We start from the raw sequence: 19,094 nt of genomic DNA on the forward strand, positions 1-19,094 counted from the left end.
GAGATCAGGACTGCCCCGGTCAGCCTGGCCAGTTCGACCGCATCTCCCAAATGATCGTCATGACCATGGGTGACTAAAATTGCATCAAGCGTTTTAAAATCAGGCGGTTTGACCTCTGCTTTCGGATTCTTCCGCAAATATGGATCTATCATCAGCCGACCTGCGTCAGACTGGATTTCAAAACAGGCATGGCCGTGAAAGATAATATTCATACTTTATTCCTCATTCTGATCTTTGCTTCTTGATTCTGCTCTTCTGGATTCTGCGTTTCTGCCTGACTCTGCTCTTCCGTTTTTTGCTGCATTCCCGCGTCATCCTTCTCCACGTCCATCTTATCTTCCATGTCTGCAGAAACCGGTCTTGTCACCGTGTACCAGTTATGCAGGCGAAACTTTCTGAACATAATCCGCAAAATAATGCCGAGGTCAATGACCACCAGAATCGCCGCGATGTACCAGTGCCCATAGGCGGAGAAAATTGCCGCCAGCCCGAAACAAAGGCTGATTCCATAGAGAACAAACACTGCCTGGCGCTGGTTCAGGCCAGTATCGAGCAAACGGTGATGAAGGTGTCCCCTGTCTGCCCGGACGATCGAATGTCCTTTCCACTTCCTCCGGATGATCGCAAACAGCATGTCCATCAAAGGCATGCCGAGCACCAGCAACGGGAAAACCAAACCGAGTACCGTAGCGGTTTTCAGCAAACCCCAAATGGAGACTGCTCCGATCATATAGCCGAGAAACATGCTCCCGGAATCACCCATAATGATTTTAGCAGGATTAAAGTTATAGAACAAAAAGCCCAGCGTTACGCCGCTCAGGGCCAGCATCAGAAGATCGGCCCCCGGATAGGCCGAACGGATCGTTGCGGACCAGAACAATGTGATCGCCGCAATAAAGCAAATGCCCGAAGCGAGGCCATCCATACCGTCGGATATATTCACGGCATTGACCAAACCGACAATCCATAGCACGGCAAAAATGTTGCCGATCAAGCCTAGTTGGACGACTCCATATAGAGGCAGCGTGATATGCGGGACCGCCATGCCGAAAAAAATCAGTATTACGGCTGCTAGGATCTGCCAGAGCAGTTTGACCAGAGGCCGCATTCCTTTTACATCATCATAGATGCCGACCGCAAAAATAATTGTGCTGCCGAGGAAAAGTCCGATCAGCATTTTATTCACGGCTACCGTCAGAAAAACAGCCAGCCAAAAAGCCAGATAAATCGCAGCGCCGCCGAGACGCGGAATCGGGGTCTTATGTATTCTCCGCTCGCCCGGATAATCCATCACACCCCATTCTCTGGCCAGGATAATGGAGACGGGTGTTAAAATCAAAGCAAATAGAACTGCCAGCAAAAATGTTGATAAATAAGAAAGCATACTACCTCCGGATATCGTGAGTTAAATGGCACCGCGACATTAGGCCCGTCGAATGCTTTGTCATCCTGACGCATTCGACACTAGGCACATCGTGTGCCGTCGTCCGTGGCCTTGTCGTTCCTTGCCATCCATGGCATCACGACATTAGGCCATCCGTGGCCGTCACACTTGGCCTGGGAAACCCCATTGACGCAGGACCTCATACGCAATCACCGCGACTGAATTGGACAGATTTAAGGACCTCGCATCCTTTCTCATCGGCAGGCGGATCTGCCGGTCAGGATAGCGCTGTAGGATTTCCGGCGCCAGCCCCTTCGTTTCCCGTCCAAAAAGCAGATAGCAGCGGTCTGGAAACTCCACATCTGTATAGAACTTAGACGCTTTGGTCGTGGCCAGAAAAAACTGACCTTCAGCGTTCTGGGTTTCAAAATCGTTAAAATTTTCATAAACATGTACCTTTAAGAGATGCCAGTAATCGAGTCCTGCTCTTTTTAAATGCTTGTCGTCAATACTGAAGCCGAGCGGCTTCACTAAATGCAGGTCGGCCTGAACAGCTGCGCACAATCTGGCAATATTTCCTGTATTGGGAGGTATCTCGGGTTCAACTAGTACGATGTTTAACCTGCTGTCTGTCATCATCATTTTCTCCAAAAACTGCTCTTAAATCTAAGTAGTAAACACAACAGCTATATTATAACCCGAAAACAACGAAAAATGAACGTTGAAATATTCACACTGCAAAAAATCTACCCATACCTTAAAAAAATCTGCTATATTATGTATACTTTTTTGTTATACTGGATGAATCAGGCTCATTCTGTTATATTATAAAGTTGGATCATAAATTAAATAAAGGGGTAAGAAATATGAAACAAAACTTAACACAAAAAATATTATCCGCCCATCTCATCTCCGGTGAACTTGGGGCCGGAGGAGAAATCGGCATCAAGATAGATCAGACTTTAACACAGGATGCCACAGGAACTATGGCTTATCTTCAGTTTGAAGCCGTTGGCATTCCAAGAGTCAAAACAGAATTATCTGTCAGCTACATCGATCACAACACACTGCAGACGGGTTTTGAAAATGCTGACGACCATGCTTTTCTCCAAAGCTGCGCTTCCCGCTTCGGGGTTTATTTTTCGCGTCCCGGCAACGGGATCTGCCACCAGGTCCATCTTGAGCGTTTCGGAAAACCTGGTAAAACCCTGTTAGGCTCGGATAGTCACACCCCTACCGGCGGCGGAATCGGCATGCTAGCCATGGGTGCCGGCGGCCTTGATGTTGCTGTAGCCATGGGCGGCGGCGAATTCTATCTGCCTGACCCGAAAGTTGTCAAAATCAATCTAACCGGAAAATTAGCTCCGTGGGTGTCCGCCAAAGATGTCATTCTGGAAGTCCTGCGCCGCCTGTCCGTCAAAGGCGGTGTCGGCAAGATCTTTGAATATGCCGGTCCTGGCATCTCTATGTTAAGTGTCCCCGAAAGAGCTACCATCACCAACATGGGCGCCGAGCTCGGTGCAACGACCTCTGTCTTCCCGAGCGATGAACAGACCCGGATCTTCCTGAAAGCCCAGGGCCGCGAAAACGACTGGATTCCGCTTGAAGCCGACGCCGATGCAGTATACGATGAGGAAATCTTTATCGACCTTTCTGCCTTGAAACCGCTTGCAGCTCAGCCGCATATGCCTGACAACGTCGCCGCTGTAAGCTCGTTAAAAAATATTAAAGTCAACCAGGTAGCAATCGGCAGCTGTACGAATTCTTCCTACCGCGATCTGATGACCGCCGCCGCCATCTTAAAAGGCAAAGTGGTCGATCCGAGCGTCAGCCTGGTGATCGCTCCCGGCTCCCGTCAAGTTCTGACCATGCTGGCCAATAACGGCGCGCTAACCGATCTGCTTGATTCCGGAGCCAGAATATTGGAATCGGCCTGCGGACCCTGTATTGGCATGGGCCAGTCCCCTTCCTCAGGTGCCGTCTCCTTAAGAACCTTTAACCGCAACTTTGAAGGGCGCAGCGGAACTGCGGACGCCGGCGTATATCTGGTCAGCCCGGAAGTCGCTGCTGCCAGTGCGCTGACAGGTTACTTTACCGATCCCCGCACACTGGGCCCTGCTGCTGAAATTCCCATGCCGGAAAATTTCCGGGTCGATGATTCGCTGATTATTCCGCCCGGTTCTCCGGACACCACCATCGTGCGTGGTCCAAATATCAAACCGCTGCCGATTGCTCCGAAGCTTAGGCCGGATCTGGAGCTTCCCGTCGTCATCAAACTGAATGACAATATTACCACAGACGATATCATGCCTGCAGGCGCCAAAATCCTGCCGCTCAGATCCAATATTCCTGCCCTTTCCGAATATGTTTACAGCAAGATTGATGCCGGATTCTCAGCCAGAGCCAGACAGCTCGGTCAAAGCATCATTCTGGCCGGTCAGAACTACGGTCAGGGCTCCAGCCGCGAACATGCCGCACTGGTTCCGATGTACCTCGGTGTCAGAGTTGTCCTGGCCAAAAGCTTTGCCCGGATTCATAAAGCCAACCTGATTAATTTTGGCATCCTGCCGCTTACTTTTGTCAACGAAAGCGACTACGACCTGATTAAGGACGACAGCAAACTTATCTTTACAAATCTGACTGAAGCCCTATCAAACTCCGAAGAATTTGATATCTTGTTAAGCGGAAAAAATGCTTCCATCAGGGTCAGCCATAACCTGACTGAACGCCAGATTGGAATCATCCTAGCCGGAGGCTTGCTGAACTATACCAAAGAAGCCGGCAAATAAGTTTTTTTATCTAAGAAAAACTATCCTGCTTGTGGAGCTCTGAATCCTAGCATGGCCAAAAGATGCTGCTCAGGAAGAGAAAGCAGGGAGAAAATTAGCCATGACACTGTAAAGTGATCTTATTGCATGCGATAGAAAGCCCGAAGGCCAAGGAATCATAACTCCTTGAACTTCGGGTTTTTATCTGGATCCAATACTCTTCTTGATACGCTTCTTGTTTGAATACTAATCTTGTTCAAATAAAAGATATCATTCTAATAATAAAAAATGGGCATCTCGTCTTTTTCAGCTGATAGAAAAAGTCTGATCCTCTTCCTGCTTGTCCGGTTTTGGATCAAAAAGATCGCTGACGGCTTTCGCAAAGGTAAGATAAAGCTTTTTAAAATCATCATCCACCGGAGGATGCATAAAGCTTTGTACGAGATTACGGTAATACCATTCCTGCTTCTCCCTGCCCCGGTTAAACCGCGTCCAAAGCTTCTCTCCTTCTTTTTGATAGTCTTCCAGCATCGTCAGAACATTATGCAGCTTGTCGGCGCAGGCTACGGCCTTGATCACCGGTATCGCCGTTTTCAGGTATTCAATGGTATGTTCTTTGCGTTCTTCCCACGGTAGCGATTTGTCCGGCTCCGAACATCCTTCTACGATCAGGGCAACCTTGTTGCCAAATTTATTACGGAGATATTCCGAATTAATAATGGTATCCTCAACGGTATCATGCAGGATCCCAGCAACAACAATGTCTTCCGCACATCCTTCTTTCTGCAGGATCATTCCAACTGCATACGGGTGTGTAATATAGGGCGTATTGGTCCCTTTCCTGACCTGATTCTTATGGGCATTTGCTGCGATGTCTATTGCGGCGAATACTTTGTTCATTCTTCCTCCTAAAGGTTAACCCCAAAATAATCAACTATCAATTTAACGCTTTTTCGAAATCCTGTCCAGTCAAGAATGTAGGATTTCCTGTTTTTTAACCATTATCCCAACAACGATTAGACAACTACTCGAATACATCACGGGCCAGTATATCAATTTCCGCTTTCAGTCTGGCTGTTTGATTCTCATCAAGCTGCCATTTACCATCATTAAATACGACGACATCGCCTTCCTTAATCCCCGCAGGAAGATCAGTGAAGTTAATATTCTTTCTGTTGTTGCCATCAAACTCCACCACGGCGACGCTGCCTTCGAAACGATCAATAACACCCTTCATTTTGATACCACCTTTTTGAGGTAATCATGCCTATTGGTCCCATTATTTTGATGCAATCTCCAGCGTATGAAATGTCACTTCTGATCCATCGGATACCGCAACAATCGTCCCATCCAGATCCGTCCTGAATACCTTGACTCCCCTATTCTTTAGCTTATCCAGTGTATCCTGTGCAGGATGATCATAATCATTTTCTTTCCCGACGCAAATCATTGCATATTCAGGGTCTACCAGATCCAGAAAGGACTCGGATGTTGCGTCGCTGCTGCCATGATGACCAACTTTTAGGACCGTCGACCTCAGAGCATACGTGCTCACATTCCGCAGCATTTCCGACTCTGACACTTCTCCGGTATCACCGGTAAATAAAAAAGAAGTGCTGCCGAATGCTATCCTAATCACAGCACTGTAATTGTTCAGATTCTCATAATCTGAACCGTTCGGAGCGAGTACAACGGCAGTCACACCGTCCCCTAAGTCCAGCTTAACACCTGTTTTCGCCGATGTTATTTTGAGGCCTTTATTTTTCACCGCGCTAAGTACATCCTTGAACGTTTCAGTCGTATGTGTTTTGCCCGGCATGATGACTTGCCCGATTTTAAAGGTATCGATTACGGCATCAAGACCCCCGATATGGTCCTCATGAGGATGAGTGCCAACGACAATATCCAGTCTACTTATTTTTTGTTTTTCTATGTACGAGGTAACCGCTTCTGCATCTTCATTATTCCCTGCATCGATCAGCATGGTTTTCCCCGAAGGGGCTTTGATTAGAATGCAATCCGCCTGCCCGACATCAATGAAATGGACTTGAAGGATGCCTGAGACTGAAGCAATATCCGCATCTGAGCCGGTATTGGAGGAATTCGGATTTGACGACAGCGTACCTTTTTGATCTTCGACCACAGTCGCTGTCTGCTGCGACTGATCCAAAAAAGTTACTGAGCTGCCGTTCAGTGAGCTGTAACCAAGTAAAACTAGTACGATTAGGCAAAGAATCGTTAGAAGTAATCTTTTTTGCTTTTTCATTGAGCTCCCTTTTCACCTTTTGGCCTTACCCTTATGGCAATTAGGCTCTTTACATCATCAAGGACTGACCTGTCATCTACTTTGATCATTAACCAACGTCCGCCACAGGAAAAAGCTGTTTTGAGATACAGGCCTTGCACGAATGGCGTAAATGTACCCAACGCCATCTCTGTCTCTTCTTCCTCTTTGTTTCCTACCACGACTAGCGCAATAAAATACCCCTCCATCGGATAAAGCGTACATAATGATTTACTTCCCTTTTGATATTTAACATTCCAGCCTGGCTGGCCGGAACATTTGCTATAAGTTGTTTTGGGCTTCACCTGGTAGGCTCTTTCAATATAGGAAAGCAGCTCCGACCAAAGCGGTTCACCTTTACCAATAAATTGCTTAATGTCTTCAAAAGATGGTTCGTGATTTACATTAAACTGATCACACCACTGCATTGGCAGTCCCTCCTGTGACTCTAACAGAAATCAGATATGGACAAATTTTCCTTCTTGCTGTTGCGTCTACCTCAATAAGATTTCCTTGATCTGCCTTCCATAACTTCGTGTATTGTCCGAAGTGCAACTTCTATGATTTGTCTCGTGGAATACAGCTATATTTTAACATATCTTACAAAAAAGAGGTAAGATAATTAGGAAAATCATAGGATGAGGTTGTTATCCGCTGTCTTCTTATGCTATTATAATTTAATAATATTAATTCAGAAGCGCAGAAAGGAGTTTTCGAGAATGTTGTCCGAAGATGATCGGCGCCTCCTTCATATCCTGTCCCAGGACTGCCGTCTGACTGTGGAAGATTTAGCAATTCAGACCGGCCTGACAGCGGATTATATTAAAAAGAAAATTAAACAGTGGGAAGATGATAAGGTCATCGCCAAATACGGTATCCTTATCAATTACGACCAACTGGAAGAAGACAGGGTTACTGCATTAATTGATGTCAAAGTCCTGCCCCAGCGCGGCAATGGCTACGATAAAATTGCCCAGCGGTTCCAAAAGTTCAGTGAGATTAAATCCGTTTATCTGATGTCTGGGGATTTTGACCTTTGCATCATTATCGAGGGCCGTAACATGCATGAAATCGCCCAGTTTGTTTCCGATAAATTGTCTCCCCTGGATGTAATCCAGTCAACTTCAACCCGCTTCATTCTGCGCAGGTATAAGCAGGATGGCATAGAATTTCACGGAGAGGAAGAGAGACCGCAGCGTCTCATGATAACGCCATGAAGCAATACTTATCACCACTGGCTTTAAATCTGAAGCCATCAGGAATACGAAAGTTTTTTGACCTGGCCGCTACCGTGGACGGTGTAATCTCCCTCGGCGTCGGTGAACCGGACTTTGCAACTCCCTGGGTCATGACGGAAGCTGCTATTTTTTCCCTGGAGCAAGGCCAGACCATGTATACCAGCAACGCAGGTCTGATCGAACTTCGCAGGGAATTATCCAAATATATGGCTAAACACCAAGGCTTAGACTATAATCCCGACGAGGAAATCCTGATCACCGTCGGCGCCAGCGAAGCGATCGATCTGGCGATGCGCGCGCTGATAGTGCCGGGTGACGGCGTGCTGATCCCTGATCCCTCTTTTGTGGCCTATGCTGCCTGTGCGGAAATCTCCGGCGCAGAGGTTCATTATGTTAAAACAAGTGCAGAACACGATTTCCGCCTGCAGGTCGAAGACCTTCAGATGGCTTATACGCCAAACTGCAAGATTTTGGTTCTGTCTTATCCAAATAACCCTACCGGCGCAGTCATGACCAGAGAGGATTTGCTGCCGATTGCCCGGTTTGCATCCGAAAACGATCTCATCGTCATTTCCGACGAAATTTATTCAGATCTAAACTACGGTGGAGAGCATACGCCGTTTGCATCGTTGCCTTATATGTGGAACCGCACGCTTCATGTCAGCGGCTTCTCCAAGGCTTATGCGATGACTGGCTGGCGGATCGGCTACGTAGCCGGGCACCCTGACCTGATTCAGGCTATGCTGAAAATCCATCAGTATACTATCATGTGCGCCCCGATCATGGCGCAGGTCGCCGCACTGGAAGGGCTGAAATCCGGAGAAACGGCCAAACAGGAGATGGTGATGGAATATGACCGCCGCCGCCGGATTATGGTCCACGGCTTAAGGGAAATGGGGCTGACCTGCTTTGAACCATTGGGGGCTTTCTATGTCTTCCCCGACATCACGGCTACCGGACTGAATTCTGAAGAGTTTGCCGAACAACTGCTGAAGGAAGAGAAAGTCGCCGTCGTTCCGGGTACAGCTTTTGGTCCGGCCGGCGAAGGACATGTCCGCTGTTCCTACGCCTACTCAACGCAGCAGCTGCAGGAAGCATTGACCAGAATGGCCCGGTTTGTTAAGAAAAGAATAAGCTGAACCAGAGTGATGTTGCCTATTTGATTCGCTGATCGTAGAGACCTTACACGTGTAAGGTCTCTTTCCACTTGTAAATTATTTGATAGTGAAAATTCCCGACCTAAAGAATAACCGTTCTTAATCTGCGACAAAAGATAAGATTAATACCAATAACTGCGATTCCATAATCTTCCAAGCGCAAGGCCTGTAAAAAACGGAAAGAAAAACATTTTTATATCTCCTCCTTGCCTGATATTTCCAGCATATTATATGCGTTCTTAAGACAGTCCGTTAAAAAAGACGCATGGCTTTGGCTATCATTTTCCCGCTGCCGGGCGTGTTCGGGACTTTCACCCGTTAGACTTCGCCCATGCCGGGCGCATAGCAAAAAGATGCTGCAAGTCATGCGCAGCATCTTTTTTGTTATTATATGGTTTATTTTGGAAATATATGTTATAATTGCTCTGCAACAGATGGCGTGCAGGGCGGTCGGCATTCCCTCCGGAAAGGAGGTGATGCCATGGAAGTATATCAAACACTAGCACTGATGATATCCTTTGGAACATTGGTGGTTTTAATACTTTTGTTCAATAAACGGAAATAGACCGCCCACTCACATGGAAAACGGTCTATCCGTGTCCATTAGCCGACCGCCCTTAAAGCGGCTGTTGCGGGGAGTCATGTAGCTGCATGATTCCTCTTTGCTTATATTATATACCATATTTAAGTTAAAATACATAGTTATATGTAAAATTTTGTTAACACCTTTTTCTTTAGCGGAGCATCTGCTGTTTTTTGTCACGATTGTCAGGCTTATCCCATATGATGCCAATAAAGTACAGGAAAGAGCGGTATAGAAATGAGTTATTTTCCCAAGACATGAACGTCAGTTCAAATTCGCAACCGGTTGCGAATTTGAACTACACCCAGGCCCTCGTTCTTCTTGGGCTCCCGGGAGGAAAAACAACCACCCCTAAAGGAGTATTATTTCCCTGCAAAAAGAAACCTTACACGTGTAAGGTTTCTTAGACTCCGGGAATTATCTCATACCGAAGAATCACAGCGGAAGGCTTGACGGCGCCCTTACTTCGTCTTTCTGAAATAAGCATATGTCATCGGCTCACCGCTGCCACGGACTTCGGCTGCTGTGACTCTGCCCAAAAACAAGGTATGCGTGCCGGTATCCATCGAATTCGCGACTTCTGCCTCCATGGTGGTCAGTACTTCATCAAGCAGCAAAATGCCGGACGATCCGCGGTGCGCTTTGATTCCTTCAAATTTATTGGCATCCCTGCCGGATCTGTAGCCAAATCTTCTGACGAGGTCATGTCCATCCTGATCCAGAACGGATACGCCGAATTTGCCGCTTTGCATGATCAGTTCATGCGTGTAGTTTTTCTTATTAATACCAATCGCAATCTGCACGGGATCGGAAGTAATCTGGAAACAGGTATTGGCTGCCTGCCCGTTGTCTTTACCGTTAGTGACCGCCGTAATAATAAACAAACCGTAGGAAATGGACTGCACCGCTTTAACAATCTTCTCCTCGGGGCTTAATCCGGTCTGAGCAGGACTCGTCAGGGCAGCTTCGGCATTCTTGACGGAATCGTTCTTGTTGTTTTCGTTCTGCTTCGTTTCCTCCTCCACCCTGACAAAGTTGCTGGAATCAACACCGCAAACCGGACAGGTTTCCGGAGGCTGATCTCCTTCATGTATGTAGCCACAAACAACACAGCGCCATTTCATATCTCCACACTCCCTTTTATAACAATAATTTATTTATAATCATTGTAACTTACTTTTACAGATTTTTAAACTCCCAATATACTTTTTTTAGAAAGGTATGATTTAATTCCGGTTTCATCTCTTCCATGGCTTTTTTGCGGACAAGATCCTTAAAGGTTCCGAGGCTCGAACCGCTTAATCCCTGCTGCATCGCATACTGCCGGAATAGTTTCCAGTCAAGCTGCATCAGGTTTTCTTTCTGCCACAAAGCTACCGCGATCAGTTCGGCAAAAATTCTTTCAAAAATACTGTTCTGAGTAGTGGTATGAAGTTTTCCGGCCTGATAATCTGCTTTCCATATAATCAAGAAATCATGGATGTTCTTTAATTCAAAGTTTCTGCCGTCCCAGCAGACTTTCCAAACGAGCTCCGCCGCTCTGTTCTTGAAAGACCGCTTGGCAAATTCCCCTCTGAACTCCGGCATGAATACGAGTGTTGCCTGCATATGGTTCTCAACAAGTTTAATAAGGTTTTGTTCCTGTTTTTTGGCGATCCCGTCAAAAAACATCGAAAACGTATAGCGTTTGAGGACATCGGCCAGAAGCCTGGCGCTTGCCGCTTCATGCATCAGGAAATGTCGTTTGCCGTTTTCGACGTAGATAAGACCAAAATTGGTCGGTTCACCGTCTATGGCCTTTTTAAACTGCACAATTTCCGGGTATTGGTCCAGTCTTGCCCCAAGGATCCGAATCTTTTTTCCAATGAAAGACTTCAGCTTATATTCCAGTTCCCGGGGTCCTCTTGTCCCGACGATTTTAAATCCCTCAAGCGAGTAGTTCTGGTCGGCAAACTTTAGTGTCCCGGATACATGGCATTCCCGGCTAGCTACTTCCCACTTGCCGGAATCATGAAATAGGCCTGCCAGACGCAGATATAGATCTTCAGGGGTATTCCGAAATACGGCCATGGTATGTTCCCAGACATCCAGGGAATGGTACTGATTCTGTTCAAGACCTTTCAGCCTGGCCAACTCAGGTAAGTACATATCCCAGTAACCGATTCTGTCCAACATCCGCACAGCCTTTTCAGCCTCAGCCAAAACAAGAATCCCGGCAAGTTCCGCCGTAATTCTTTCCCGGGATGTGCTGCTCAAAAAAGAAAGATGGTCCGTTGCCTGCTCCCAGGTATCGGGATCGATTTCCAACGAGAACTTCACCGCGAATTTAACCATCCTTAAAATACGGACAGGATCTTCCCGGAACCGTTCATCAGGCTTACCGCAGGCTTTAAGAATTTTGGCTTCCAGATCCTTTCTGCCTTCCATCGGGTCATAAAATTCCCCCGACACCGGATCCTGATAAATCGCATTAATGGTGAAGTCCCGGCGCTGGGCATCTTTCTCTAGTTCTTCGGCCTGCACCACATCCACTTTGGAACCTTCCGTAAAAATGCTGGCTGTCGAGAAATGCCTGCCAATGATCCGAACGGAGAAGCCTTGCTCACGGAGGATATCTTGGACCTCTTCAGGGCTCAGCCCGCACACCAAATCCATGTCCGGAGACTCCAGTCCCAGGACCTGGTTACGTACCGCTCCTCCTACGATCCAGATGCGGGTATGGCGGGACAATTGTTCGATAACACTTTTCTGGAAGTCATTCATAGGACTCCTCCGGATCTCTTTTTATGCCTGTTTCTCACGTTTCAATATTCTGAGTTCCTACTTAGTTGAGCGTTCTATATTCAAGTACGTGTTTCTTAATACCCTGTCCTATCGTCTATAATATTGATCATTTGACCCGGGTCAGGATATTTAGCCAGATTTGTCTGGAACACTTCCCACATGCGTTCAGAGGTTTGAACCGTCCTGCCGCCGATATGCGGCGTAAGGAAGACATTATTCAGTTCCCAGAACGGGCTATCTTCCGGCAGCGGCTCTTTCCTGAATACATCAAGCGCCGCCGCAGCTATCTTCTTACTTTTAAGTGCTTCGATCAGGGCATCCTCGTCAACGACTTGTCCTCTGGCCACATTGACAAATAGTGCTCCGTCCTTCATCTGATGGATAAAGTCTGTATTAACAAAATCTTTCGTTTCCGATGTCAGCGGCAGGACGATTACAACTACATCACTGACCGATAGAATCCCGGGCATTTCCTCCGGGGTCACAATCTTCGCGAAAGCCTGATCCTGACTGCCATGAAGTGACACGCCATATACCGTCATCCCAAAAGCCCCGCACCGCTTGGCAATCTCTTTGCCAATGGTGCCTGCCCCAACGATGCAGACCGATTTGCCGTACATTTCGGAAATCTTCGGTTTTGCGCTGAATATCTTCTGTTCCTGCTGTGACACAAATGTATTGCCCTGTCTTAAGAGCATCAGGATACTCCAGATGACGTGCTCGGCCATCTGGATCTTATGGGCGCCTTTGACATTCGTCAGCACGACGCCTCTCGAAACAAGCCGGTCCAGAGGCAGCATATCGACCCCTGCGCTTAAGGTTTGAATCCATTTGAGATTCGGATACATATCAATTGTATCCTTTTTAATATCCCAGCCATACGTAAGCAGTACATCCGCTTCCTGATCTGCCTCCGTAAAGTCTCTCACCTGAACGATTCGGGTACTCGGTCGTATTGCCAGCAGCTTTTCCAGGAGATCATCCGGTATTTTTATACTGCTCAGGATCTTCATTGTATTTCGCTCCTCTTGCTTGACAACTATAATCATTTGGGTCTGGTCTGCGCGCCACATTCCGCTCTCGGCAGATAGCGCCCTCTATGGCGAGTCGCTCTTTGCCATCCATGGCATCGCGACATTAGGCCATCCGTGGCCGTCTAACAGCCGCGCTTCGTATCCATGCTCCGCTTGACCGTCGGAACTTGTGCCACCCAGACCTAATATGGGGTAATCAGGATTGTATGAAATTATTTGAGTAAAGAATTTAAGAATGTTGTACTAGGTACGTTATCTGAGGTTTTCAGGATTCAGGACCTGCAGCCCCGGCGGCATAAACCTGCCATCTTTCCTGATCAGTTCCCCGTCAAAATAGACCTCTCCGCCGCCGTATTCCGGTCTCTGGATGCATACCAGATCCCAATGGACTGCGGACTGGTTGCCATTGTCGCATTCGTCATAGGCCGAACCTGGTGTGAAATGAAAACTTCCGTCGATCTTCTCATCAAACAATGTATCTTTCATCGGCTTCTGAATGTACGGGTTAAAGCCGAACGAAAACTCACCGATATACCTCGCGCCTTCATCGGTATCGAGAATTTTATTAATTCTTTCGGTATCGTTGGCTGAAGCCTTGATAATTTTGCCGTCTTTGAATTCCAGTACGATTGATTCATACGTAAATCCCTGATAAACAGCCGGGGTGTTATAGGCGATGATACCGTTGACCGAATCTCTGACCGGCGCTGTGAAGAGCTCGCCGTCAGGGATATTCATCTTGCCGTCGCACTTAATCGCTGGCAGCCCCTTGATGGAAAACGAAAGATCCGTTCCGGGCCCTGTGATCCTTACCATGTTGGTCTTTTCCATCCGTTCTTTCAGCGGATCCATCGCTCTGGACATTTTGGAATAATCCAGATTGCAGACTTTAAAGTAAAAATCTTCAAAAGCTTCCGTACTCATCTCAGCAAGCTGCGCCATCGACGGATTCGGATAGCGGAGCACACACCAGCGGGTATGCTTGACTCTTTGCTCGGAATGGAGCGGTTTCGAGTAATGGCTCATGTAGATTTGCATTTTATCTGCAGGGACATCGGCCAGCTCGTTAATATTTTCTCCGGAGCGTATTCCGATATAAGCCTGCATGTCCTTCATTCTGGCGACTTCCCACTTTGCCTGGCTTTGAGCCTGATTGACTGAAAGTCCTTTCAATATTTCACGCTGCAGAGTATGATGAGTAATATTAAGAAAAGGCTGCGCGCCAGCTTCATAAGCCTCTCTGACCAGCGCCCGGGCTAAAGGAACTTCCAGCCCCGACAGCTCAATCAGGATACGTTCGCCTTCCTTTAACTCAACGGAATAATGGATTAAATTTTGGGCCAATACGTCTATTCTCTGATCATTCATGCTGTAGTTAACCTCTTTTCTGCTTGTTCGTTTTGCCCTTGGGGATAATTCTCGGGAATCCTGCTTGATTTATCAAGCTGATCTATATTGGTTAATTTTAACTGTCATTATTATAATATATTTTTTATTTCTTTACGCAACATCTTGCTAAATTATTCTATTAAATCATAATATATGTCTATCAGATGATGCTTATTCTATTAGGAGAAGAACATGAATGCAAATAAATTATTCACATACACTTTAACGCCCGAAGATGACGGCAGAAAATACCAGGACATACTTCTAAGGCGCTTCCATTTTTCCCGCAAGGTGCTGCAAAAGCTGAAAGTCGGTGAAAATGTCTGGATTGACGGCAAATTCACCTACCTGACTGCCCGCGGCAAAACCGGACAGACCCTTGTCGTGAATATCCTGGAAGAAGAGCCGGCAACGGTCTCCGGAGAAACGCTGCCTATTGAGATTCTCTTTGAAGATGAAATTTTCCTCGCGGTCAACAAGCCGCCCGGCCAGGTCATCCACCCCAACTCGAAGTATCAGACCGGAACGCTCGCGAACACGGTGGTCGGCTACTGGGAAAGCAAAGGTGAAGCCAGGCCATTCCGGCCAGTCTCGCGGATCGACCGCAATACGTCCGGCGTTGTGCTGATCGCCAAATCCCGCTATGCCCACCAGCAGTTGGCCGCCCTTTCTATCAGAAACAAAGTTGAAAAGAAATATCTCGGTATTGTGGAAGGGAATTTTCCTCTGGAACAGGGCGAATGGCCCCTCCCTATCCGGATTAAACCGGGCAGTAAGATTGTGCGGGAAGTTCATCGGGACGGACAGTCGGCGCTGACGCTGTTTCGAACGCTGCAGCATTACCCGGACTATACGCTGATGGAATTCACCCTGGTCACCGGTCGGACGCACCAGATCAGAGTGCACGCCCAGGCCGCCGGTCATCCCCTTTTAGGAGATGATTTGTATGGCGGCAGTATGAAATATATGCAAAGGCAAGCCCTGCACTGTTATAGCTATGGTTTCATGCATCCCTTAACTATGCAGCCTCTTCAAATCCAGGCTCCGGTACCAGAGGATATCGCCCTGCTTATACAAAGCAAAAAATAATACCGCTCCTTGCCATCTGGCAGCGCGGTATTTGTTTCTGCGTTCAAAAAACAAAAAACAGCTAAATCTGGTGATTTATCTCATACTCATTTTCAGGATTTTTTTGTGTGATTTCTGACTTCCGCTGTAACGTCTGAAGTATGTCTTCCTGTTTTTTCTCAATTATATCTAAACGTTTCAGTACTTCCTCAATCAGGATCTCCGATTTTAGGTTAACCTCATAATCATGCTCTGCTCTTAGTCGATCCCTGTTCTCCTGCCTGTTTTGACTCATCATAATAACCGGCGCTTGCATCGCAGCGATACAGGATAGCAGAAGATTTAACAGAATAAAAGGGTACTGGTCAAATGCATGGCCGAATAGAAGTACGGAATTGACCACGATCCAGGATAAAAGGACGGAAATGAAGATGATGATAAAGGTCCAGCTGCCTGCGAAGTCTGCAAGCTTATCCGCCAGCCTTTCACCAAAAGAAAGACCTTCCTCATGCGCTTCAAAGATATTTTTTGAATGACGGGCTTCGGCAAGTTCCTCAATGGTTTTATTTTCAATGTTTTTCACGAATTCACCCTCTTCAAATGAACTGAAAAGCTCTTTTCCTATGATAATCTATTTCTAAAACCAAAACAAGTTTTTATGGTATAAGCCATTGCTAAAATTCACATTCAAATTATAATGATAATATTAAGCAAGAAAGGAACTGGATACCATGAATGCAGATGAAATCAAGCAAGGATTACGCCAATACGGCTACATAGCCGATGACAGTACCCCCATGGTCCTGCAATATTCCTTGCTGCTGAATAAACCCCTGTTAATTGAAGGTCCGGCCGGAGCCGGAAAAACTGAACTTGCCAAGGCCTGGAGCCAATACCTCAATAGAGAATTGATCCGCCTTCAGTGCTATGAAGGCATCGACGAAGGCAAAGCTCTTTATGAATGGGACTACCAGAAACAGCTGCTCTATATTCAGACGAAAGGACCGGGAACCAAAGAGTGGTCTGATACGAGTGAGAATATTTATACAAATGAATTTTTGCTGAAAAGGCCTTTGTTGAAGGCCATAACAGGCGAAACCCCTTCCGTTTTGTTGATCGATGAAATCGATAAAAGCGACGAGGAATTTGAAAGCTTTCTGCTGGAGATCCTCTCGGACTGGCAGGTTTCCATACCTGAGATTGGGACAATCCCTGCCGTAAGCATACCTTCCGTCCTATTGACCAGCAACAGCACGCGAAACTTAAGCCAGGCGCTAAGAAGAAGATGTCTGTACCTTCATCTTGATTACCCGAACGAGCAGAGAGAACTTGAGATTCTTCAGATCCACTTCCCGAATCTAAAGGAGAGTCTTGGCAAACAGGCGGTTACTTTGATCCGCAAATTGCGGCTCGAAAAGCTCAAAAAACACCCCAGCATCAGCGAAGTGATCGATTGGGTCAACATCCTGGAACAGCTGCAGGTCGAAGAACTAACGGCGGAGGTCGCTTCCAGCGCGCTGAACATCCTTTTCAAATACCAGGATGACTGCCAGCATGTCCTGGAAAAAGTGAACCAAAAGGATTGGTTTGATGGAATACTTCATTCTTAAAATAGCCAGACTGCTCAGAGAGTCCGGCATTAACGTAAATTCGCGCGAAACATCTGACTGCATCCGGCTACTGAAAATGCTCGATATTGATAAAATGGATAAATATACTTTTTATCACCTCATTAATACGACGCTGATCAAATCTCCTTGGGGCCCTGATTATGCTTTATGGCTGATCGAGCTATATTTTGGCCCGGACTTCGAAATGTCGTCGGACCATCTGGGCATTCTGGAAAGACGAGGCCGGTTTTCCCCGGAAGATGGTCAGGGCGGCAGCGCGGGAAAAACTGTCCCGATCGAAATGTTAATTGGAGCAGTTTTGAACAATGAGATTGACCTAATTTATGTAGTACTTCAGGGTCTGCATTTGCATCTTGACATAAATCTTGAAGACCGCGAAAAAGGCCTGGCTGCTTTCCGGACCCAGAGCGGTTGGGATGAAGCAGCCAACCATATTGAAAAGGCTTACCAACAGGATGAACTATCTGAAGCGGAATACCAGGCGGCACGGGCAGCCCTTGAAGAATGGAACCATTTACTCAAAGATGAAATTGAACGCCAGCTGGCTAGAAATATGAGTTCGGAACATTTGATCCAGGAAATGAAAAAACGAAATCCACGAACGGTTTCGTTTCTGGACTGCGACGACGCGCAGATCACTCAAATGTCGCAGGAAATTCAGAAGATAGGCCGAAAACTGGCCGTCCGCAAAGGGAGGCGCCGCAAAGTAGGTCCAAGCGGCACTATCAATCTGAACCGAAGCATCAAACATTCCCTGAAAACCTGCGGAATCCCGCTGAACCTGATAAAAATGCAGCGAAAACAATCGAAGCCCGACCTCTGGCTGCTCTGTGACATGTCCAATTCCGTTAGCAAATTTATTTACTTCATGCTGATGTTTGTCTTTGCGACCCAACAACGCTATGCCAACGTCCGCTCGTTTCTGTTCGTCGATCAGCTCGTGGAAGCGACAGATTATTTCCAGGAGCAGGACTGGACAGGCTCACTCAGCAATCTACGCAAGGTTAGCGGCTATAACCGCACAGGCTATTCCCATTATGGTAATGTGCTGCTGCAGTTTTTCGACCTCTATCTGCCTTTCCTGCCGAAGAAAACCACGGTACTGATTTTAGGGGACGGCAAAAATAACCGGAACAGACTGGACGGCAGTGAAGTCCTGGCCCAGATCAAAGAAAAAGCAGCAGCCTTGTACTGGCTGAACCCCCTAAGCAAGGACCAGTGGGACAAGGGCGACTGTCTGATGACGAAATACCAGGAGTATTGTACAGGGGCTTTTTCGGTATCTAACATCAAAGAACTGGAACAATTTCTGAACTCGCTTTAGGTTAAGACAACCGCGAAATGAAAGGGACGAATCTTTATCCCCATTATTTAATTGAGGGAATAAAAAATTCGTCCCTTTCATCAGCTTATCCTCTCGCTATACCGCAAAGTCCACATGCTGGACCGTCCCGGCTTCTCCGTTCTCTTTCAGGAATATGCCGGTTTCCTTGATCTGAGCGTCTAAATGATTATCCGTATCTTTCAGTGAAAATAGCGAATCGACATTGCCTAAATAGATTGCGCCTATTCCAACCTGACTTAAGGCTAGTAGCTGGTCGTTGCCGGCGGCATCCTTAATCCAAAGGCTAAGTTCTTTGTAGATGGAATCGGTTTCATCGATCCAGCCGTTTTGATCGTTATCATATTCGGCTAATTCCTTAAAACCGTCTCCGCTTGTCGGCCCGAAGAGCTCGCTGCCGTCATTGATGACTCCGTCGTTGTTCTCATCCAA

20 protein-coding genes are annotated in these 19,094 nt (G+C 46.9%); 7 read left to right on the forward strand and 13 right to left on the reverse strand.

Annotated features, from left to right (window positions below; genetic code table 11):
• The 3 genes from NC238_10590 to NC238_10600 form a co-directional block, all read right to left on the reverse strand.
• The coding region (locus tag NC238_10590; GenBank protein ID MCM1566376.1) for an MBL fold metallo-hydrolase at nucleotides 1–212 on the reverse strand (212 nt) is incomplete at its 3' end.
• The gene (locus NC238_10595) at nucleotides 209–1,384 is read right to left on the reverse strand and encodes an undecaprenyl/decaprenyl-phosphate alpha-N-acetylglucosaminyl 1-phosphate transferase (protein MCM1566377.1); all 1,176 of its coding nucleotides are present in this window, start codon (nucleotides 1,382–1,384) and stop codon (nucleotides 209–211) included. The genes NC238_10590 and NC238_10595, both read right to left, overlap by 4 nt.
• A gap of 162 nt (nucleotides 1,385–1,546) precedes the next feature.
• Nucleotides 1,547–2,023 carry a tRNA (cytidine(34)-2'-O)-methyltransferase gene (locus tag NC238_10600; GenBank protein ID MCM1566378.1) on the reverse strand — a complete coding sequence of 159 codons (477 nt, stop codon included), beginning with the start codon at nucleotides 2,021–2,023 and terminating at the stop codon, nucleotides 1,547–1,549.
• Between the two features lie 227 nt (nucleotides 2,024–2,250).
• Between NC238_10600 and NC238_10605 the strand changes: the two genes are divergently transcribed.
• Nucleotides 2,251–4,173, forward strand: coding sequence for an aconitate hydratase (locus NC238_10605; GenBank protein MCM1566379.1), 1,923 nt, complete (start codon nucleotides 2,251–2,253; stop codon nucleotides 4,171–4,173).
• A 285-nt stretch (nucleotides 4,174–4,458) separates the two neighbouring features.
• Here the strand turns inward: NC238_10605 and NC238_10610 are convergent, their stop codons facing one another.
• The 4 genes from NC238_10610 to NC238_10625 all read right to left on the reverse strand — a co-directional run bounded on the left by NC238_10610 (nucleotide 4,459) and on the right by NC238_10625 (nucleotide 6,864).
• Nucleotides 4,459–5,052 (reverse strand): HD domain-containing protein, encoded by a 594-nt coding sequence (locus tag NC238_10610; GenBank protein ID MCM1566380.1) that lies wholly within the window; start codon nucleotides 5,050–5,052, stop codon nucleotides 4,459–4,461.
• Nucleotides 5,053–5,176: 124 nt separating this feature from the next.
• Nucleotides 5,177–5,389 (reverse strand): DUF3006 domain-containing protein, encoded by a 213-nt coding sequence (locus tag NC238_10615; GenBank protein ID MCM1566381.1) that lies wholly within the window; start codon nucleotides 5,387–5,389, stop codon nucleotides 5,177–5,179.
• Between the two features lie 42 nt (nucleotides 5,390–5,431).
• Nucleotides 5,432–6,418, reverse strand: coding sequence for an MBL fold metallo-hydrolase (locus NC238_10620; GenBank protein ID MCM1566382.1), 987 nt, complete (start codon nucleotides 6,416–6,418; stop codon nucleotides 5,432–5,434).
• Nucleotides 6,415–6,864: a DUF3788 domain-containing protein gene (locus NC238_10625; GenBank protein ID MCM1566383.1), complete on the reverse strand. Its 450-nt coding sequence runs from the start codon at nucleotides 6,862–6,864 to the stop codon at nucleotides 6,415–6,417. Before NC238_10625 ends, NC238_10620 begins: the two co-directional genes overlap by 4 nt.
• Nucleotides 6,865–7,155: 291 nt before the next feature.
• Here NC238_10625 and NC238_10630 point away from each other — a divergent pair, with 291 nt between their 5' ends.
• The 3 genes from NC238_10630 (at nucleotide 7,156) to NC238_10640 (ending at nucleotide 9,821) form a co-directional block, all read left to right on the forward strand.
• Nucleotides 7,156–7,653 (forward strand): Lrp/AsnC family transcriptional regulator, encoded by a 498-nt coding sequence (locus NC238_10630; protein ID MCM1566384.1) that lies wholly within the window; start codon nucleotides 7,156–7,158, stop codon nucleotides 7,651–7,653.
• Nucleotides 7,650–8,813: an aminotransferase class I/II-fold pyridoxal phosphate-dependent enzyme gene (locus NC238_10635; protein MCM1566385.1), complete on the forward strand. Its 1,164-nt coding sequence runs from the start codon at nucleotides 7,650–7,652 to the stop codon at nucleotides 8,811–8,813. The genes NC238_10630 and NC238_10635 overlap by 4 nt, the downstream gene beginning before the upstream one ends.
• 858 nt (nucleotides 8,814–9,671) lie before the next feature.
• Nucleotides 9,672–9,821: a DUF3102 domain-containing protein gene (locus NC238_10640; protein ID MCM1566386.1), complete on the forward strand. Its 150-nt coding sequence runs from the start codon at nucleotides 9,672–9,674 to the stop codon at nucleotides 9,819–9,821.
• 54 nt (nucleotides 9,822–9,875) lie between these two features.
• Here NC238_10640 and NC238_10645 read toward each other — a convergent pair whose 3' ends face one another.
• The 4 genes from NC238_10645 to NC238_10660 form a co-directional block, all read right to left on the reverse strand.
• On the reverse strand, nucleotides 9,876–10,538 hold the full coding sequence (locus NC238_10645) for a flavin reductase (protein MCM1566387.1): 663 nt from the start codon (nucleotides 10,536–10,538) through the stop codon (nucleotides 9,876–9,878).
• A gap of 55 nt (nucleotides 10,539–10,593) precedes the next feature.
• Entirely contained in the window at nucleotides 10,594–12,177 is a 1,584-nt protein-coding gene (locus tag NC238_10650; protein ID MCM1566388.1) for a CCA tRNA nucleotidyltransferase, read from the reverse strand.
• A gap of 95 nt (nucleotides 12,178–12,272) precedes the next feature.
• On the reverse strand, nucleotides 12,273–13,211 hold the full coding sequence (locus tag NC238_10655; protein ID MCM1566389.1) for a D-2-hydroxyacid dehydrogenase: 939 nt from the start codon (nucleotides 13,209–13,211) through the stop codon (nucleotides 12,273–12,275).
• Between the two features lie 273 nt (nucleotides 13,212–13,484).
• The gene (locus NC238_10660; GenBank protein ID MCM1566390.1) at nucleotides 13,485–14,600 is read right to left on the reverse strand and encodes an aminopeptidase; all 1,116 of its coding nucleotides are present in this window, start codon (nucleotides 14,598–14,600) and stop codon (nucleotides 13,485–13,487) included.
• A gap of 213 nt (nucleotides 14,601–14,813) precedes the next feature.
• On the opposite strand from NC238_10660, the gene NC238_10665 reads away from it, so the two are divergent.
• The gene (locus tag NC238_10665; protein ID MCM1566391.1) at nucleotides 14,814–15,710 is read left to right on the forward strand and encodes an RluA family pseudouridine synthase; all 897 of its coding nucleotides are present in this window, start codon (nucleotides 14,814–14,816) and stop codon (nucleotides 15,708–15,710) included.
• 61 nt (nucleotides 15,711–15,771) lie between these two features.
• Here the strand turns inward: NC238_10665 and NC238_10670 are convergent, their stop codons facing one another.
• Complete coding sequence (locus NC238_10670) at nucleotides 15,772–16,272, reverse strand: DUF1003 domain-containing protein (protein ID MCM1566392.1); 501 nt, start codon at nucleotides 16,270–16,272, stop codon at nucleotides 15,772–15,774.
• Between the two features lie 148 nt (nucleotides 16,273–16,420).
• Between NC238_10670 and NC238_10675 the strand changes: the two genes are divergently transcribed.
• Together NC238_10675 and NC238_10680 are read left to right on the forward strand one after the other, a co-directional pair.
• A complete protein-coding gene (locus tag NC238_10675) occupies nucleotides 16,421–17,299 on the forward strand; it encodes a MoxR family ATPase (GenBank protein MCM1566393.1) in 879 nt (292 codons plus the stop codon).
• Nucleotides 17,280–18,644 (forward strand): VWA domain-containing protein, encoded by a 1,365-nt coding sequence (locus tag NC238_10680; GenBank protein MCM1566394.1) that lies wholly within the window; start codon nucleotides 17,280–17,282, stop codon nucleotides 18,642–18,644. The genes NC238_10675 and NC238_10680 overlap by 20 nt, the downstream gene beginning before the upstream one ends.
• A 96-nt stretch (nucleotides 18,645–18,740) precedes the next feature.
• Here the strand turns inward: NC238_10680 and NC238_10685 are convergent.
• Nucleotides 18,741–19,094: hypothetical protein (locus NC238_10685; protein ID MCM1566395.1), on the reverse strand; the 354-nt coding region annotated here is incomplete at its 5' end.

This window comes from Dehalobacter sp. (genome assembly GCA_023667845.1).
Lineage (GTDB): Bacteria > Bacillota > Desulfitobacteriia > Desulfitobacteriales > Syntrophobotulaceae > Dehalobacter.

What these genes read in the sequence shown, in the direction of transcription:
- NC238_10595 (MCM1566377.1), bottom strand. Translation starts at nt 1,384, where the DNA reads ATGCTTTCTTATTTATCAACATTTTTGCTGGCAGTTCTATTTGCTTTG.
- NC238_10600 (MCM1566378.1), bottom strand. Translation starts at nt 2,023, where the DNA reads ATGATGACAGACAGCAGGTTAAACATCGTACTAGTTGAACCCGAGATA.
- NC238_10605 (MCM1566379.1), top strand. Translation starts at nt 2,251, where the DNA reads ATGAAACAAAACTTAACACAAAAAATATTATCCGCCCATCTCATCTCC.
- NC238_10610 (MCM1566380.1), bottom strand. Translation starts at nt 5,052, where the DNA reads ATGAACAAAGTATTCGCCGCAATAGACATCGCAGCAAATGCCCATAAG.
- NC238_10615 (MCM1566381.1), bottom strand. Translation starts at nt 5,389, where the DNA reads ATGAAGGGTGTTATTGATCGTTTCGAAGGCAGCGTCGCCGTGGTGGAG.
- NC238_10620 (MCM1566382.1), bottom strand. Translation starts at nt 6,418, where the DNA reads ATGAAAAAGCAAAAAAGATTACTTCTAACGATTCTTTGCCTAATCGTA.
- NC238_10625 (MCM1566383.1), bottom strand. Translation starts at nt 6,864, where the DNA reads ATGCAGTGGTGTGATCAGTTTAATGTAAATCACGAACCATCTTTTGAA.
- NC238_10630 (MCM1566384.1), top strand. Translation starts at nt 7,156, where the DNA reads ATGTTGTCCGAAGATGATCGGCGCCTCCTTCATATCCTGTCCCAGGAC.
- NC238_10635 (MCM1566385.1), top strand. Translation starts at nt 7,650, where the DNA reads ATGAAGCAATACTTATCACCACTGGCTTTAAATCTGAAGCCATCAGGA.
- NC238_10640 (MCM1566386.1), top strand. Translation starts at nt 9,672, where the DNA reads ATGAACGTCAGTTCAAATTCGCAACCGGTTGCGAATTTGAACTACACC.
- NC238_10645 (MCM1566387.1), bottom strand. Translation starts at nt 10,538, where the DNA reads ATGAAATGGCGCTGTGTTGTTTGTGGCTACATACATGAAGGAGATCAG.
- NC238_10650 (MCM1566388.1), bottom strand. Translation starts at nt 12,177, where the DNA reads ATGAATGACTTCCAGAAAAGTGTTATCGAACAATTGTCCCGCCATACC.
- NC238_10655 (MCM1566389.1), bottom strand. Translation starts at nt 13,211, where the DNA reads ATGAAGATCCTGAGCAGTATAAAAATACCGGATGATCTCCTGGAAAAG.
- NC238_10660 (MCM1566390.1), bottom strand. Translation starts at nt 14,600, where the DNA reads ATGAATGATCAGAGAATAGACGTATTGGCCCAAAATTTAATCCATTAT.
- NC238_10665 (MCM1566391.1), top strand. Translation starts at nt 14,814, where the DNA reads ATGAATGCAAATAAATTATTCACATACACTTTAACGCCCGAAGATGAC.
- NC238_10675 (MCM1566393.1), top strand. Translation starts at nt 16,421, where the DNA reads ATGAATGCAGATGAAATCAAGCAAGGATTACGCCAATACGGCTACATA.
- NC238_10680 (MCM1566394.1), top strand. Translation starts at nt 17,280, where the DNA reads ATGGAATACTTCATTCTTAAAATAGCCAGACTGCTCAGAGAGTCCGGC.